Source organism: Aquaspirillum sp. (assembly GCF_055136605.1).
The window spans coordinates 18,669-34,153 of the sequence record NZ_JBSQVP010000006.1; the positions used below are offsets into that span (position 1 = coordinate 18,669).

A 15,485-nucleotide genomic window follows, 5' to 3' on the forward strand; every position below is an offset into this window, starting at 1 on the left:
CTCGTGGTGGAATTGAGTGACCGTGATCTAAGCCGTTATAGTCGGCATATTTTGTTGGATGAAATTGATATTGTGGGTCAACAGGCGCTGCTTACCTCACGGGTGTTGGTGATTGGTGCCGGTGGCTTGGGCGCTGCCGCTGCGCTCTACCTCGCTGCCGCAGGTGTGGGCACCTTAGTCATCAGTGATGATGACAGTGTTGACCTCACCAATCTACAGCGACAAATCATTCACCAACAATCTCGCCTTGGTTGGAATAAAGCGGAATCTGCTGTTGCTCAGTTGCGTGATATCAACCCCGATATTGCACTGCTGGCCCTGCCGCATCGCTTAGAAGGAGCGGCCTTACTCGAACAGATTCAGTTGGCTGATGTGGTGCTTGATTGCAGCGATAATTTTCCGACTCGTCATCAGATTAACGCCGCCTGTGTTGCCGCCAAAACGCCCTTGGTGTCTGGCGCAGCCGTTCGTTTTCAAGGGCAATTAGCGGTGTTCGACCCCGCCAGCCAAGCCACAACAGGCTGTTATCATTGTCTATTTCCTGCGGAAGGAGACAACCAAGATGGGCCATGTGCTTTGTTTGGCGTGTTTTCACCACTGGTAGGCATTATTGGTTGTAGTCAAGCAGCCGAGGCATTGAAGCTGTTGTTAGGTCTGCCCAGCAAACAACGCGGGCGTTTGGGGCGTTATGATGGGATAGCAGGTGAGTGGCGTTATGTGAACTTACACGCCGATCCCACCTGCCCAATTTGCGGCACTATGCCTTAAGTTTTTCTTCGATCAGTTGGTTGAGCTCGGTGAAATTGGGCACGCCCAAATAGCGTTTCACAATCCGGCCTTCTTTATCAATCAGAATGCTGGTTGGGGTCAGCTGAATCTCACCAAACGCGCGCGCCAACCCACCATCACTGTCTAATGCCACCATAAACGGCAAGCGGTTGGTTTTGACGTATTCGCGCACAAAATTCGGTGGGTCATAACTCATGGCAACCGCAACCGTGGTGTACCCTTTCGCCTCATAAGCCTGATGTGTTTTCACCAAGTCGGGCATTTCTTGGATACAACCGGGACAGCTGGTTGCCCAAAAGTTCACCAGCACCACTTTGCCACGTAACGCAGCAAATTGATGGTTCTCCCCTTCTAAGGTGGTAAAGCTGGCTTGCGGTGCCATTTCTTTATCGGTCAGGGCCAAGCCTACCACCGCCGCCACCACCAGCAGTGCCAGAGCAAGCAGGGCTTTTTTCATTGTGCAACCTCAGTTGTCACCAATAATTGTTCCAACAACTGCCGCATATCGCCTTCAATCGCAATCGCTCGGTCTTGTTTCGCATCGTATAAGACAAACGTAACCTCAGCATCGGCCACCACAGCGCCGGTTTGACTGAGAGACACCACTTGTTTAATCGTACCGCTGCGGCTACCCACCTTGCTAATAAAGGTTTCGACCGTCAACACCTCATTCATATAGGCAGGACGGCGGTAGTTGATATTGATATTAACCACCACAAAGGCGATATCCGATTGCAAAAACGGCTCTAAGCTGTGGTTGCATTCAAAAAAAGCCCAGCGGCCTTCTTCTAAAAATTCCAGATAGCGGGCGTTGTTGACATGGCCATAGACATCTAGGTGATAGCCACGCACTTTGATGTCAATTTGATGTTTTTTTGTCTCACTCATCGGGTGTACTTTCTTTCAATAGCAGGAGATTTGCTTAGTCTTTACTGCCTAACGCATTGAGGGCAATGGGGACAAAACTTTCACGGTCGAGACTGTCTTCACATAGATCGGTCAACACCGAGTGCAGTTCCACTTCAAACCACTGTTGAAAAATATTGGGGGTGCGTTTGGCTGGCCATTCGCTTTCATCTTCAGTCCAATCGGCCAATTCACCTTCAAAAATATCTTGCCAATGTTGTCGAATATAGTCTTTGGCATCCATGACATCTTCCGCCGGCGGAATTAAGAAGGCATTACAATCTTCTCGCAACTGCATCAGCGACGGCGGCGCATCTTGTGGCCATTCCACATCTAACGTGGCCAACCAATCGGCAAACGGCTGTTTCGGTTTTACAATCACCACACTGCGGTTGACTTCATACATCAGAGATTCTCACTTGGTTAATCACGGCCACTGGTCGCGAGCTGGTTTTCTCGGGTAAACGACCACGTCCGGACAATGGTTAAAGTATCGTAGTCGCGGGCCAATTCTTCGGGGAAACGAGAATAGGGAGCAGCCAGTTTAACAATGTTTTTCGCAGCTTCGTCTAGCACATCTTCACCCGAACTGCGGTCGATTTTGACACGGGCAAGACTGCCATCGGCGCGAATCTCTACACTCAAAATCAAACTGCCGTAAATCGCTTGATCGCGGGCTGCCTGTGGATAGTTCAAATTTCCTACCCGTTCAATTTTCAAACGCCAATCTTCAACATAACGGGCAAAACGTGCTTCACGCGCCCGCCCCCCAAAAAAGGCTCGGCGCGGGCGGGTTTGGTAAGCGTGATGACGCTCGGCAATTTCCCCTTCTAAACGCGCAATGTCTTTTGCTTGTTCTAGCAAAGCACTGCGGTCAAAGTTTTGCACCGGCGCGGGTTTCCGTTCGACTTGCTCCGTTGGCCCTTCACCGGGCAACCGTAATTGCCGTGCTAGACGGTCAGACTCCGTTTCCAGCGACTTTTGCCGTGCTTGTTTAATGGTCAAGGCATTATTAGGGGTGTCGTTGGCCTGTGGCGGCAGTGGCGTAGCGGCACGTTGTTTTGGCTCATCGGTATTGCCACCACCGTCTAAATTGGTTTGTGCCAACACATCCGGTTTTTCCGGTGCTTGCGCCGATTTACTATTGACCAGCACCACATCCAGCGCGACGGTATTCACGAATTTCTCGGGATTTGGCACCACAAAGCGCACACCGGCTAATACGGCAATATGCAACACCAAAGAAATGGCCACCGCCACCCAAAAGGGGCGAGCATCATACGAAGAAGAGAGAGTAAAAGCAGACATGCAAGGGCAACCACAAAGCATGAAAGCGGCAAGTGTAACGGATTGCTAAAACAACTGCAGGCCATCCTGCATCAGAATGGCCTGCCTCAGACGTTGGATAACAGCAATCGATCAGTTCTCTAACAAACTGCGCAACATCCACGCCGTTTTTTCATGCACTTGCAGACGCTGGGTTAACAGATCGGCAGTCGATTCATCCGAGGCTTTTTCTGCCAAAGGAAACACACTGCGTGCGGTGCGACAGACAGCTTCATGTCCCGCCACCAGTTCGCGAATCATGTCCTGTGCCTTGGGTACGCCTTCGGTTTCTTGAATCGACGACAAACGAGCATAAGCAGCATAAGTACCGGGGGCGATATGGCCCAATGAGCGAATACGCTCTGCCACCAAATCCACCGCCAACGCCAATTCATTGTAGTGGGTCTCAAACATCAAATGCAGCGTTTGAAACATTGGCCCCGTGACATTCCAGTGGAAGTAGTGGGTTTTCAAATACAAGGTGTAGGTATCGGCCAATAAGCGCGATAAGCCTTCAGCAATCTCGGCCCGATTCTGGTCAGAAATTCCAATATCCATCGTTCAATCCCCTTAGTTCAGTGAGTAGCACACGTTAAAATAGGCAGCTTTTGATGCTTTGGCAAAACAAATGACATTTTTCACCCAAACAGAACAAGGCATACGCTTAACCTTGCACATCCAACCCGGGGCAAAACACACCCGCATCGTGGGTTTGTATGGCGAAGCATTAAAAATCAGTTTGGCGGCACCGCCGGTTGACGGCAAAGCCAATCAAGCCCTGTTGCGCTTTTTAGCAGAGGAACTTGCCATCCCTATACGCAGTCTGTGTTTAAGCAGTGGCGAAACCAGCCGCCGCAAAGTGGTCATTGTTCAACAACCCACTGCCGCCGTCTTAGCGACAATCTCGCGTTGGAATCAAGACAGTTAGTCACGCAGACGTGGCGGAGGAACATCATCCACACGTTGATATTCGCCATCGATGGTCGTATGTTCGCCGGCAGTTGACCCGCTGCGAGGCGGCGGCGTAAAAGGCGATTCACCGTAAGACGGTTGTGATGGTGTTTGCAACGCCGGCCCCCCGAAAGGTAACAGTAATAAAATGGCGGCAATATCAGTTAAAACCCCAGGAATCAGGAATAACACGCCAGCGATAACAAAACGAATCGGCCATAACAATTGATATAACGAAATTTGCCCCTGCCGCATCATGCCCCACACCGGCAACAAAGCACTGACACCATAATGACGCAGCATCATCACACCCAGTACGGTGGTAGCAATCAACCACAGCAACACCCACAATCCAAATTTGCTGCCGAGCCACACCAACAAGCCCATCTCGAGCAGGGGAAACCCCAACAGTAATAAAAGAAAGATACGCATGAACGCTATCCAAAAATCTCAGCCAGTTTGGCTCGTGTTATGTAATGCCCCCAATCTGGCCTGTGCCGAACGCTTGGCACAGGGCTTAATCAGTGAGCAGCTTGCCGCTTGTGTCAATCTGTTATCGCCAGTGCAGTCGATTTACCGCTGGCAAGGTCAGATTGAACAAGCCACAGAAATTCCCTTATTGTGTAAAACCACAGCCACCACCTATCCCGCCGTTGAACGTTATCTGCAGCAACATCACCCGTATGAAACACCAGAAATCATTGCGTGGCCAGTGGCAGCAGGCTTACCTGCCTATCTGACATGGGTGAACACCGAGACCATTTCAAGCCAAGGAAACACACAATGTTAACGTGGTGGCGGCATCTTCTGCTGATTTGTGCCATTTTATGGAGTGGTTTAGGCTGGGCATTGCAACAAGATGACCTATTGCCACCAGAACAAGCATTCCAAGTCAGATTAGAACAACAAGGCACGCTGCTACGTGTGCATTATCAAATTGCTGACGGTTATTATCTCTATCGCGATAAATTGGCGTGGCGAGTCGAACCCGAACAAGCTTTACAACATTTACCCCTTCCCACCGCTGAAGAGAAAAAAGATCCATTCTTTGGTCAAACCGGTATCTATCGCCATCGTCTGACCACTGAACACCAACTCAGCACCCTACCAACAGGACAGTGGGCTTTGTTTGTGTCATTGCAAGGCTGTGCCGATGTTGGTGTGTGTTATCCACCCCAAACCATCAAACTGACACCACAAGGCAAGCCCAGTGCTTGGCAAGAATGGTTTTCGTCCTCTGCCCCACCAGTCAATAACGGTGGGCTAGGCGAGTTTGCCAGCTCGTCACGTTGGGGCAGTTTGGCCCTGTTTTTTATTTCAGGACTTGGCCTTGCTCTCACCGCTTGTATGTACCCGATGATTCCAATTATCTCGGCTATTGTCGCCGGTCAGGGCAGCCATTTAACCCGCTGGCGCGGCTTTTGGTTGTCAATGAGTTATGTGCAGGGGATGGCACTCAGTTACACCCTGATCGGTATTGCCGCTGGTCTGACGGGGAGCTTATTAAGCGTGTGGTTACAACAACCGGCGGTGATGCTGACTGCCAGCGCGCTGATTGTGTTGTTTGCACTGGCAATGTTTGATGTGATCCATATTCAACTGCCTGCCGCTTGGCAAAGTCGTTTACACCATAGCGGACATCAATTATCCGGTGGCCGTTTATTGTCGGTGTTTGTGATGGGAGCACTGTCTGCGCTGATTGTGGGGCCTTGTGTCGCGCCACCGTTGGCCATCGCGTTAGGTTATATTGGCAGCACAGGTGATGCGTGGTTTGGTGGTGCAGCACTGTATCTGATGGCCTTGGGATTGGGGTTACCGCTGTTGCTAGTGGGTACGCTAGGCGGCCATTTTTTACCACGCGCCGGACATTGGATGAACCGAGTAAAAGCGGTGTTTGGGGTGGTGATGTTAGGACTGGCCATCTACCTTGCCAGCCCATTCCTACCGTCTGCTTTGCCCTTGGCCCTGTGGGGAAGTTTGGCTCTTGGGTGTGCAGTTTTTTTGGGGTTATTTCAACGCTTACCGCGCCGTATCAGCCATAGTGATCTGTTTGTTCGTTTATTGGCACTGATTTTATTGCTTGTGGGTAGCGCGCAATGGATTGGTGCACTCGGTGGCAGCCATCATCCTTGGCAACCGTTAGCCTTTTTACAGGGTAAAACTGCCAACGCGGCTACGCAGTTACTGCCTTTTCAAAAAATTAACAACGTAGCCGAATGGCAACAAGCCTTACGCAACGCCAACGGACAGCCTGTTTTGTTGGATTTTTATGCAGATTGGTGTGTAGCCTGTAAAGAGATGGAAGCCAACACCTTACCTGATCCACAGGTGCAACAGGCGTTACAACGATTTGTTCGCCTCAAGGCCGATGTCACGGCCAACAACAGCGAACACCAAGCGTTATTAAAGCAATTCGGCCTGTATGGCCCGCCCGGTATCATGCTTTTTTTGAATGGCACTGAACGCGGACGGATTATCGGCTTTGTTTCCGCGCAGGAATTTGTCGCTCAGTTAGAAAAAATTCGTTAATTCGATGATTTTTTGTTGACGTATTTTTTAAGCTTCGGTATAGTTTCGTTCTCTTTTCGAGGGGTCGGTAGCTCAGTCGGTAGAGCAGCGGACTTTTAATCCGTTGGTCGCGAGTTCGAATCTCGCCCGACCCACCATCGAGAAGTAAGACTGCACTTTAGCACACGATTGTATGTGACAAGGGGTCGGTAGCTCAGTCGGTAGAGCAGCGGACTTTTAATCCGTTGGTCGCGAGTTCGAATCTCGCCCGACCCACCAAGTCAGTCAAACAGAATCGCTTAAGCCAACCACTCGGTTGGCTTTTTTGTTTTTTGGGTTACGTCTGTTCTATTTCTAACTCGAAACCTCGGCATCACCACGGTCTCTTCATCAGCCAGTGCTACCGTTAGCCTCTTAAAATTTTTCGGATGGTGATCCGCTACTAAACAGCCATTCCGCCATCCTAACACCAGAAAAAGCAGCGAAATCGGGGAGCATCGAGGCTTTCTATGCCATGTGATGAGCAGGAGCAAGCTTGGTAAATGGTTGGAAACAGCCCTCATCCACTGTCCAGTAGGGTTCGCGCTTGATGCGATACTCGTTTTCCCAGTCAGAGCGATCAGGACCGACTTTCTTGCCTTCCAAGCCAAGCACCAGGAAGTCCTCGCCATCCCAAAGTCCTACGTCGCCATTGCGCCCTTTTCCGCTGTACCACGCACCAACCTCAAGATCTTCCTTTGAGATCTGAGCAGCAATCCTAGCTGGTGCAGAAGAAAACCCATTTGAGCCTGTGCAGGCGGCTTCAAGACTGAGCACAATATCGATGAACCGGTTGCCAGCAACCCAGTTGACCCCCTGTTTATTGCCCTGACCACCCTCAGCGACATCCCACTTGAAGACGCGCTGCCGTAGTTGCTTCAGATCGCTTTGCCGCAGCGTCGCTTCTCCGCCCGCGAAACCCACCACGATCTGCGCACCGCGCTCGCTGCACAGCGCCTTGATCGCCTCAAAGTCCACACGGTCTTGGTAGTTGAGATGGCCACCGTCCGGAACGGCTGAGGACAGGTACGGTGTGACATTGCCGTCGAGTTGCTGCAGGGCCTTGCCAATCGTCGCCCACTCCTCAGCGAACGGGCCGTCAATATCCATCGCAAGCTCTCCAAACGACAACGCCTTATCCATGCGCTTCAAGTGCGGATCACGCTCTTTCAACTGTGCCGGCACCAGATAAATCACATGCAGTTGGCGACACTGCTCCATGGCGCCCCTGCCACCGGGGAAACGTGTCTCCAGAAATTGCTGAACTGTGGCGTATTTCTGCGGCTCAGTCGAGGATGCCTTGATGCGTTCCAGGTCGCTTACCAGATAGGCAGCACTGTCCACCCTGATCTTGGATTTATTTTCAAGATAAGTGTCGACTTGCTGAGTTGAAAAACTGCTGCCTGCGGTCTTGAGCTCCAGAAAAACCAGGGCCTGCCGATCTTCGTTGTAGAGCAGGAAGTCGATATTGGTCGACTGCAGGCTGTTTCCTTTGGCGAGTGGAAACTCGGGGCAGAGCATTCGGTAACGCCCACTCAACGCCTCACCGTCTTTCAGGGTGGCCGTCAGTACCTCCGCCAGGAAGAACCCCAGTACCGGCCCGACCGAACGCTCGACCTGCACCTTCGGAATCTGGCTGCCTTCGAGCAAATGGGCCATCAAGTGGCTCAGAAATCCCTTGTTCATCTGGCTGTTTTGCGAATTACTCATGCTTTTCTACCTCGCTGTCAGTGATAAAACCTGTGTTCATACATCCCACCATTCGCCATCATCGCGAAACTGGACGTTGTCAAATTGCTGCGGATATTTTTCCGGTGAGAAGCTGTGAATCGGAACGAGGCGCGCCGGGTTCAAGGCGCGCGCAAACCGTTGCAGGTCGCTGGGGCTGGCGTGTCCGGACGTATGGATCTGGTGCATTTCAATGCCAGCCTCTTGCAGCCAATGCAGCCATTTTTGGCTGGTCTCGTCGGCCAGGTAACCCGACCACTGAGAGTAGATGAAACGCGCGCCGTCCAGCACGTCTGCGGCCACCAGATCCTCCATGTGTAATGAGCGAAACAGCAGGACCGCATTCGCAGCCAACTGCTGCAGGCCTTCCCGATACACCCGCTGTCTCGCATGGCGTTTGAGCAGATCAAAGGCTTGCAGCCTGACGATTTGCCGGCGCTGCCGCTCCGGGGTATAGAGTGCCACGCCCGGCCAGAAAGACTGGGGAATACTGTCATTGCCCGTTGCTTCGAGGATGGCCGCCGTATAGAGATATCAATGACCAGGGTGCGACCTGCCTGCTTGCAGGCGCGGTACAGCGTGACAACCCGGTCAATATTCTGTGCAGAGGCATAGACCATGACCAGCCCAGATGTTGCCCGGATTTGCTCCAGAACTTGCTTCTCCAGCGCTGCTTCCGAAGGGAACGCATCGTCTTCTTCAAGCCGCGACAGGGTCGTGCCTTCCATCAGCAACACATCGATATTCGATGGCGGGTGCTGCAAGAAGGCATCGAACAGTCGCCCCTTGCGTCCGTGCCCACGAAAATCCCCGCTGTAGAACAATCGCTTACCACTCGCCTCTACCAACAGGCCGTAGGCATCGTAGGCGGAATGATCAACCAAATATGGTGTAATTCGAAATGGTCCGATCTGGAGCGGCGTGCCGTGCTGGAGATCAAAACCGTCCAAGGGCGGCAAAGGCTGACCGGTGAAAGGGGCCGCCGCCTGAATAATACGCCGCGCGGCTGCGCCGATACCAACCGGTGTGCCCGCTGGCAAGTGATGCAGCAGCCCGTAATGGTCAACGTGCGGGTGTGAAACGATGACAGCAGCAATCCCTTGCGTGGCATGGGGAAGCAAAGCAGTGTCACCAAACTCGCTATCCAGGGGCAGGCCAACATCCAGAAGAATACGCACGCCCTCGTGCGCAAGCTCGATGCAGCTACCACCAATTTGCTTGGTACCTCGGTGAATACAGACCCTCATTCTCTCTCCCTGACTTCTTCGTAATATGTAGTATTCAAATCAGCGCAGAAAAAATTTACTTCGGTAACAAAAAAATTCCCTGACCCCACCAGCAGAGAAGATAGTGAGACAGGGAAATCATCGTTTAAAGTGTAATGGTCAAATTTTTTGAGATACCAAGATCGGTTTTTTTGCTGTTTTGCTGCTCTGTTCCGCTCATAAACTGTTAGCGATAGCTTGCCTCGAGCAGAGTGCAGTCACACGCAGTTGTAGAAGCCTACGATGTCTTCGGTGATATCTTTTTCTGCCTCCGAATAGAATGCATTATCGTAGGCTCTAAGCAGAGGCCAACATATGGTGGTTATCCCATTTCACCCCATCAAAGCTCAGGTTCTGCGTTGGTGGGGTGTTGATGTGGGCGAAGTGAAGTAAGTGGCCTTGTTCATTGCTACACCAAAATCCCTCACCAACGGTGGCGACTCCCGCTGGTTTAGGGAGTGTCTGCACACCAGCAAAGCGGCGGTTGGCATCCCAAAACACCACACAATCTCCACGCGGCGCGGTTGCGGCTATCGCACCTTGTGCTGTGGTTGCCACACTCAAAGCATAGCCTTTCATCTTCGCCCAGACCCCTGCTGGCGCTGGCAGTATCTCGGTATGGCCGTCGGGTGCAAGGTAGGCCAATAAAGGAATGTCACCGCCCTCTTTTCCTTCATCAAACTGCATTGCCACCACCAGACCACCATCCGGCAACGCCGCCAAATGACGCAAACTCAAGGCCTCCCGACCAACGGTGTTCGCAGGTAAGCGCCACACAGGGCCAGTTAACTGACCCGTTCGGCTATCAAGTCGTACCACGTTCGAATCAATGGCACCCTGATTGCGCCGCATCCGACCCGTCTCAGCATGGGTGAGAATACCGCCATTGGCTACCGCAATCTGACCGGCTGCCAATGGCAACAGCGCATGTGGCCCCACACCACCGCTTGGCCATTTCGCTAAGGTGTGCCATGTTTGACTATCGCGCCATACCACCAAACCGCGTTCAGTTTCCTCATCTTGCTCACACGTTAACAGCCCCCCTTCGGGATGGAGGACGGCATGACCACTGAGACTATAGCCTTCTTCAATCGGGAGAATGTCCGCAGATTTGGCCTCACGCCACCGCCAACGAGCCACCCGAGTACCAGGCCGGCGTTCTATGACCCACACCATCTCTTGTGCGGGCGAAAACAACACTTGATGCCCTCGAAAAGGTAGCGTAGCTGTGGCAAGTACAGACCCTGCACGTAGATCCACCACACTGACAGCAAAATCGCGGCCCTGTGCTTGAGCAGACACGAGTAAAGTGGTGTTTTGTGTCTGTGCAAACGCAACAGGGGCAGCCCACCATGCAAGCCACCCCGCAACCCCTAACTGCAACACCTGCCGCCGCTGCCACATGGGTTTAATCTCCGTCGGCATCATTAAAACTCACCGACGCATTCACTGCCCGTGCCACTTGATCATCTAAATAACTGCGTAAAGCAGCCAACTTGTCTTTCGCGGCTTGCAAACCTTCTTTTGGCGTACATTGTCGATTTAGGGTATGTAGCACATGACAGACATCTTGGCTGCGGCTAACCAACTCACGCGCCACAGTGAATTGATCTTGCCACGTCACCCAACCCGCCAAGCCTTTACCCAGCGGTACCCCCACCAATGCGTTGATTGCTTCGGCTTGCGCTTCCCACAATATACGGCTGCTTCCGCTACGCACACCTTCGGCACTTTTTTGCCCACTGTGTAACGCTTTATCCAGCTTTTTATCGAGGCCATCCACTGCCGCTAAAGTGACATTAAAGGTTTCATTTAAGCGGGCGAGGGCATCCGATTCGCTGTATGAGCGAGAAGCTTCTTGTTGCCATTCTTGTTGAATGGCTTTCGCCTCGGTGACCACATCTTGTGTGATTCGCACCAGATAAGCACAGCGCGCTGATTGTTTCAGAGTCGCCAACGTATCGCCGTCTTGCCACAACAGATATTCAACCGCCGGCAACCCGCGCGCTGCCACACTTTCGCCATCTTCTTCACCCACAATCGCTGCTTCTATCCGCGCTGGGCGCGTGGGATGGAAAAAGACTTGTCGCGCACTTTTACGTTGTAGCACTGGCCCAGCCTGCACCCCACCGAGGCGGAACCATGCCGTGGCCGCGTCTTGCCACCGTAAACGCGTTTGTTGCAACTGGGTAGCAGACGGCTGCTGACATAAAGCCTCACTTGCAGTTTGTAATGCCGTGCTTTGATTCACAAAGCGTTCCGCTGCAGGCATAAACACCGTCTTTGCTTGCGCCTGCACCAAATCCACCGCCGTAATCGCCTCAGCTTGCACATATCCCGCAAAAGACAGCGAGACCACTACCCCTAGCCATTGTTTTATGTTTACCATGCTGTTCACACTGCCTTTTCCACAGCCCATGTTTAGAGCGAATTTAAAAATGCCAGCAAAGCATCACGTTCTGCTTTTTTCGCTTGGACAAAACGCTGTTTTGCTGCCTCCGCCTCGCCACCATGCCACAGAATCGCCTCACTTAAATTACGCGCACGGCCATCATGGAGATAGAAGGTATGCCCATTCACATCCGAGAACAAACCAATCCCCCATAACGGTGGGGTTTTCCACTCACGACCCGATGCCTGAAAATCAGGACGACCATCGGCCAATCCTTCACCCATATCATGCAATAACAAGTCGGTATAAGGATGAATGGTTTGGAACGCGGCTTCAGGTAATCCTTTTAAGGCACCAGTGCGATAACTGGGGGTGTGGCAAGTAGCACATTTCATTTCGTTAAATAATTGTTTACCACGCAACACCTGTGGGCTTGTCACATCACGCCGAGCCGGTGGCGCAAGGGTTTGGCTATAAAACACCACTTTACGCAATAAGTCATCGCTGATTTCAGGTTTGCCACCAGAAGGAGCCGCAACACAATCGTCTTGTTTGGCCGTACAGGCTTCTTGTGGGTTCCATTTGTTGGTGATGCCAATGTCACCTAAAAACGCCCCTGCGGTTTGATGAGCAACGCTGCCGGTGTTTGCCTTCCACCCAAAACGGCCCAACACCGTCTTTTGACTAGGCGCATCCCATACCCAGTTAGGACGACCAGAAATACCATCACTGTCGCGATCATCTGGATCGGCTTTTTTCAAAATATCTTTTTCTACAATGGCTTCTAACAATCCTAATCCAATCACCTGTGGCGCAATCCGAGGTGAGAGCATGGTATCGGGGTGTAATGAGCCGTACCCTAGCTCGGTCAGCTGATAGGTCGGCTTACGCAAGGCGTAGCGCTCACCATCGGCAAACTGTCCGCTGATTTCCTGATAATGGATGGCAACTTTGCCTTCAGGTTTCACACCATCGACGGCATCATTATTAAACTGATCTCCATACGTTGGTTCCGGCACAACCCCAGCCTGTTTTGATGGTGTACCGGGAATGGAGAGACGAATTAACAAGGCCATCGGCTGTTCACCTAAATCGACCGGCGGTGCGCCACGCCCATCCAAAGCGTGACAAGCCGAACATGAACGCGCAATAAAATGTGGCCCGAGACCATCACGCGCAGTGGTTGAGGCCGGTGCTTGAACCCAATTTTTCTTAAAGAACGAGTTACCGACGGCAAAATCAGTACGGCGTTCACCACGTAGATTGGCAAAAGGCAAAGAAAATGCATTTTGTCCCACCTCGTGAACCGTCGTTTCACCACCAGACAATTCTTCTCCGGGGGTCGCCAACCATTGCCCTGCTGCAACCCCAATGCCAGATAGACTCAACCCAGCCAATAACCATCCTAATCGACGCATCTTCATTATCCGTTTTCCATCTTCTAAAGCAGCACGCCCCACTGACAAGCGGGGCGTGTGGTGAGTGGGGTTAGGCCAACTTAGCCTTTGACATTCAATCGTTGAATCCCGATGGCTTTTGCGGCCTCAACCATGCTATCTGATTGTTTACGCAAGAGCTGTACCGCTTTTTGTACACGACGACGGCCCTCGGTTTCCGCAATTTCACGGTCAAACGGTGCTTGGATAGCATTCACTGCGGCGAGTGTGGCTTCTAAATCGCGGGACAATTTTTCAGCCGCTTGCGGATTGCTGGCCTGAACCAACTCTTGCAGTGAAGGCCCTTTGATGTCGGTGCCATCAATCCGTTTATATTGACCTAACCAAACATTACGGATTCCTTCGGCATTGGTCACAATGTCGCGGTGGGTATTGTCAGAAAAGCAAGAATGCTCGTCTTCTTGATCGCGGCTAGCCAATGCCACTTCCATCCGTTCACCAGCCAGTTCAGCGCGTGATAACACGCCCATACCAACCAACATTTTGCGGACAGCTTGAGGGTCTTTTTCAAAACGGGCGCGGTAGTTTTTTGCATTTGGCTGCCATGCTTCAACCAAATATTGCACATCATCCACCAACAACTCCGTCACGGTTTTTAAATAGGTGCGGCGACGATCAGCATTCGGGGCTTGGCCATCAACAAAGTCGGTGTAGCTGCGATTACCGGGGCCTTCTTTGTTGAAGTCCTGACCCCACAGCAAAAATTCAATGGCGTGGAAACCGGTTGAAACATTCTCTTCACCGCCTTTTTCATTCAGGCTAGCCAGTTTTTGTTTGGTGATCGCCACATTGGGTTTGTTGATAATCCCCGCTTTGGAATTGCCTTTTACATAATCGATATACGATTCATCCAATGGCCAAGCATTGATTTGTCCTTCAGGGCCTTTGGCATCATCAATCGGGCCTGCGTAAAAGCGGAATGCCTCGGTTTGTCCATACGGTTCACGCGCCGCTAACCAAGCTTGCTTCGCTTGTTCTAATCCTTCGGCAGAAGGTGCGGCAACAAACGTATCCACAGCAGTTTGTAGTGCTTTGACTCGGGTTAATACATCTTGGTAGTTCGCTTCAACCAAGTTTGCATAGTGTTGACTGACTTGAGCCGCAGAGGGCGCAGCAAACACGGGAGAAGCAAACACAAGCGCAGTTGCAACAGCCAACGACAGTTTTTTGAGCAGCATAGACACTTCCTTAAAGTAGTCTTAGTTTTTGCAAATGATATTCCTTGTCATTTGCAATAGGCAAGTGTCTTTTTGGCGATCGCTAATACAAAAATTCCAACTTGACGCCAAGAGTCTCGATTTCTTAAGCTGATAACAGATCAGCTTATTGAGAGTCAGCCACTCATCGGCATTAATGATAGGGGAATTAAAAAATGAAAAAAATTGATGAAAACACAGATAAGAAAAAACAAAGTTTGCATGAAAAAATGCAAGCTTTACGGCAATCGCTGGCCAATAATCCTGCAGAAGCAAAAGCTTTTCTAGAGAAAACAGGCATCTTGACTAAATCTGGCAAACTGACAAAACATTACCAATGAAAATGAATTGGTCCATTTATACCTCTTATCCCTCTCTTGTATTCGGTTTCCACGGATGCGATGCAACAGTAGGGGAAGCCATTCTAGGTGGGAAAACCACTCATCTTGAGCCAAGCCAAAATGATTATGATTGGCTTGGGCATGGAATTTATTTTTGGGAAGCCAACCCTGCCCGAGCATTAGCGTTTGCTGAAGAACGAGCTCTTGGAGGAAAAAACTCCAAAGGGAAAATCAAGCATCCGTTTGTGCTCGGCGCCATTATTGATTTAGGAAAGTGTCTCAACCTGCTCGACAGTCATGCCTTACAAGAATTGCAGGATGCCTATCAAATCCTACAAGCCACTGAAAGCGTCTTACCAAGCAACGGCAAAGCAAAATTATTGCGGAAATTAGATTGTGCAGTCATCCAGGCGCTTCATACGTCCCGACAAGAACTACAAGAACCTGCCTATCAAACTGTACGTGGCGTTTTTACAGAAGGTGCAGAGGTTTACCCTGGCGCAGGTTTCAATGACAGAGACCATATCCAAATCTGCGTCAGGGATTTATCTTGTATTAAGGGTTATTTTCGTCCAATCCATGATTAA

The 15,485-nt window shown here is 51.2% G+C and carries 18 protein-coding genes, 2 tRNA genes and 1 pseudogene; 8 read left to right on the plus strand and 13 right to left on the minus strand.

The genetic code is table 11. From position 1 onward, the window contains the following. Nucleotides 1-3 precede the first annotated feature (3 nt). Nucleotides 4-768: a HesA/MoeB/ThiF family protein gene (locus ACTBZS_RS02135; RefSeq protein ID WP_463043137.1), complete on the plus strand. Its 765-nt coding sequence runs from the start codon at nt 4-6 to the stop codon at nt 766-768. On the opposite strand, the gene ACTBZS_RS02140 is transcribed toward ACTBZS_RS02135, so the two are convergent. The 5 genes from ACTBZS_RS02140 to ACTBZS_RS02160 all read right to left on the minus strand — a co-directional run bounded on the left by ACTBZS_RS02140 (nt 758) and on the right by ACTBZS_RS02160 (nt 3,579). Next, nucleotides 758-1,246, minus strand: a complete 489-nt coding sequence (locus ACTBZS_RS02140) for a TlpA disulfide reductase family protein (RefSeq protein WP_460429253.1) — start codon at nt 1,244-1,246, stop codon at nt 758-760. The two genes, ACTBZS_RS02135 and ACTBZS_RS02140, sit on opposite strands and share 11 nt — an antisense overlap. After that, nucleotides 1,243-1,677, minus strand: coding sequence for an acyl-CoA thioesterase (locus ACTBZS_RS02145; RefSeq protein WP_463043138.1), 435 nt, complete (start codon nt 1,675-1,677; stop codon nt 1,243-1,245). Before ACTBZS_RS02145 ends, ACTBZS_RS02140 begins: the two co-directional genes overlap by 4 nt. A 34-nt stretch (nt 1,678-1,711) precedes the next feature. Further along, entirely contained in the window at nt 1,712-2,101 is a 390-nt protein-coding gene (locus tag ACTBZS_RS02150; RefSeq protein ID WP_460429251.1) for a VacJ, read from the minus strand. A 17-nt stretch (nt 2,102-2,118) separates the two neighbouring features. Then, complete coding sequence (locus ACTBZS_RS02155) at nt 2,119-3,003, minus strand: energy transducer TonB (RefSeq protein WP_022653854.1); 885 nt, start codon at nt 3,001-3,003, stop codon at nt 2,119-2,121. A gap of 111 nt (nt 3,004-3,114) precedes the next feature. Next, a complete protein-coding gene (locus tag ACTBZS_RS02160) occupies nt 3,115-3,579 on the minus strand; it encodes a Dps family protein (protein ID WP_022653855.1) in 465 nt (154 codons plus the stop codon). Nucleotides 3,580-3,649: 70 nt separating this feature from the next. Between ACTBZS_RS02160 and ACTBZS_RS02165 the strand changes: the two genes are divergently transcribed. Then, nucleotides 3,650-3,949: a DUF167 domain-containing protein gene (locus ACTBZS_RS02165; protein ID WP_463043139.1), complete on the plus strand. Its 300-nt coding sequence runs from the start codon at nt 3,650-3,652 to the stop codon at nt 3,947-3,949. On the opposite strand, the gene ACTBZS_RS02170 is transcribed toward ACTBZS_RS02165, so the two are convergent. Next, nucleotides 3,946-4,404 carry an FxsA family protein gene (locus ACTBZS_RS02170; RefSeq protein WP_460429249.1) on the minus strand — a complete coding sequence of 153 codons (459 nt, stop codon included), beginning with the start codon at nt 4,402-4,404 and terminating at the stop codon, nt 3,946-3,948. The two genes, ACTBZS_RS02165 and ACTBZS_RS02170, sit on opposite strands and share 4 nt — an antisense overlap. Between ACTBZS_RS02170 and cutA the strand changes: the two genes are divergently transcribed. The 4 genes from cutA (at nt 4,403) to ACTBZS_RS02190 (ending at nt 6,759) form a co-directional block, all read left to right on the plus strand. After that, nucleotides 4,403-4,762 (plus strand): divalent-cation tolerance protein CutA, encoded by a 360-nt coding sequence (gene cutA, locus ACTBZS_RS02175; protein WP_463043140.1) that lies wholly within the window; start codon nt 4,403-4,405, stop codon nt 4,760-4,762. The two genes, ACTBZS_RS02170 and cutA, sit on opposite strands and share 2 nt — an antisense overlap. Further along, the gene (dsbD, locus tag ACTBZS_RS02180) at nt 4,756-6,501 is read left to right on the plus strand and encodes a protein-disulfide reductase DsbD (protein WP_463043141.1); all 1,746 of its coding nucleotides are present in this window, start codon (nt 4,756-4,758) and stop codon (nt 6,499-6,501) included. The genes cutA and dsbD overlap by 7 nt, the downstream gene beginning before the upstream one ends. 61 nt (nt 6,502-6,562) lie before the next feature. Next, nucleotides 6,563-6,638 (plus strand) — tRNA-Lys (locus ACTBZS_RS02185). Between the two features lie 45 nt (nt 6,639-6,683). Beyond that, nucleotides 6,684-6,759, plus strand: a tRNA-Lys gene (locus ACTBZS_RS02190). A 228-nt stretch (nt 6,760-6,987) separates the two neighbouring features. On the opposite strand, the gene ACTBZS_RS02195 is transcribed toward ACTBZS_RS02190, so the two are convergent. The 7 genes and pseudogenes from ACTBZS_RS02195 to ACTBZS_RS02225 all read right to left on the minus strand — a co-directional run bounded on the left by ACTBZS_RS02195 (nt 6,988) and on the right by ACTBZS_RS02225 (nt 14,539). After that, nucleotides 6,988-8,229: a hypothetical protein gene (locus ACTBZS_RS02195; protein WP_463043142.1), complete on the minus strand. Its 1,242-nt coding sequence runs from the start codon at nt 8,227-8,229 to the stop codon at nt 6,988-6,990. A 36-nt stretch (nt 8,230-8,265) separates the two neighbouring features. Next, entirely contained in the window at nt 8,266-8,712 is a 447-nt protein-coding gene (locus tag ACTBZS_RS02200) for an MBL fold metallo-hydrolase RNA specificity domain-containing protein (protein ID WP_463043143.1), read from the minus strand. Nucleotides 8,713-9,005: 293 nt separating this feature from the next. Further along, a pseudogene (locus ACTBZS_RS02205) lies at nt 9,006-9,494 on the minus strand (MBL fold metallo-hydrolase); the annotation flags it as partial. 315 nt (nt 9,495-9,809) lie between these two features. Beyond that, nucleotides 9,810-10,940, minus strand: a complete 1,131-nt coding sequence (locus tag ACTBZS_RS02210) for a DUF1513 domain-containing protein (protein ID WP_463043144.1) — start codon at nt 10,938-10,940, stop codon at nt 9,810-9,812. Beyond that, entirely contained in the window at nt 10,921-11,901 is a 981-nt protein-coding gene (locus tag ACTBZS_RS02215; protein ID WP_463043145.1) for an imelysin family protein, read from the minus strand. The genes ACTBZS_RS02210 and ACTBZS_RS02215 overlap by 20 nt, the downstream gene beginning before the upstream one ends. Before the next feature lie 32 nt (nt 11,902-11,933). After that, nucleotides 11,934-13,328: a di-heme oxidoreductase family protein gene (locus tag ACTBZS_RS02220; RefSeq protein WP_463043146.1), complete on the minus strand. Its 1,395-nt coding sequence runs from the start codon at nt 13,326-13,328 to the stop codon at nt 11,934-11,936. A gap of 74 nt (nt 13,329-13,402) precedes the next feature. Then, nucleotides 13,403-14,539, minus strand: coding sequence for an imelysin family protein (locus tag ACTBZS_RS02225; RefSeq protein ID WP_460429242.1), 1,137 nt, complete (start codon nt 14,537-14,539; stop codon nt 13,403-13,405). A gap of 194 nt (nt 14,540-14,733) precedes the next feature. Between ACTBZS_RS02225 and ACTBZS_RS02230 the strand changes: the two genes are divergently transcribed. Beyond that, on the plus strand, nt 14,734-14,898 hold the full coding sequence (locus tag ACTBZS_RS02230; RefSeq protein ID WP_460429241.1) for a hypothetical protein: 165 nt from the start codon (nt 14,734-14,736) through the stop codon (nt 14,896-14,898). Further along, entirely contained in the window at nt 14,895-15,485 is a 591-nt protein-coding gene (locus ACTBZS_RS02235) for a hypothetical protein (protein ID WP_463043147.1), read from the plus strand. The genes ACTBZS_RS02230 and ACTBZS_RS02235 overlap by 4 nt, the downstream gene beginning before the upstream one ends.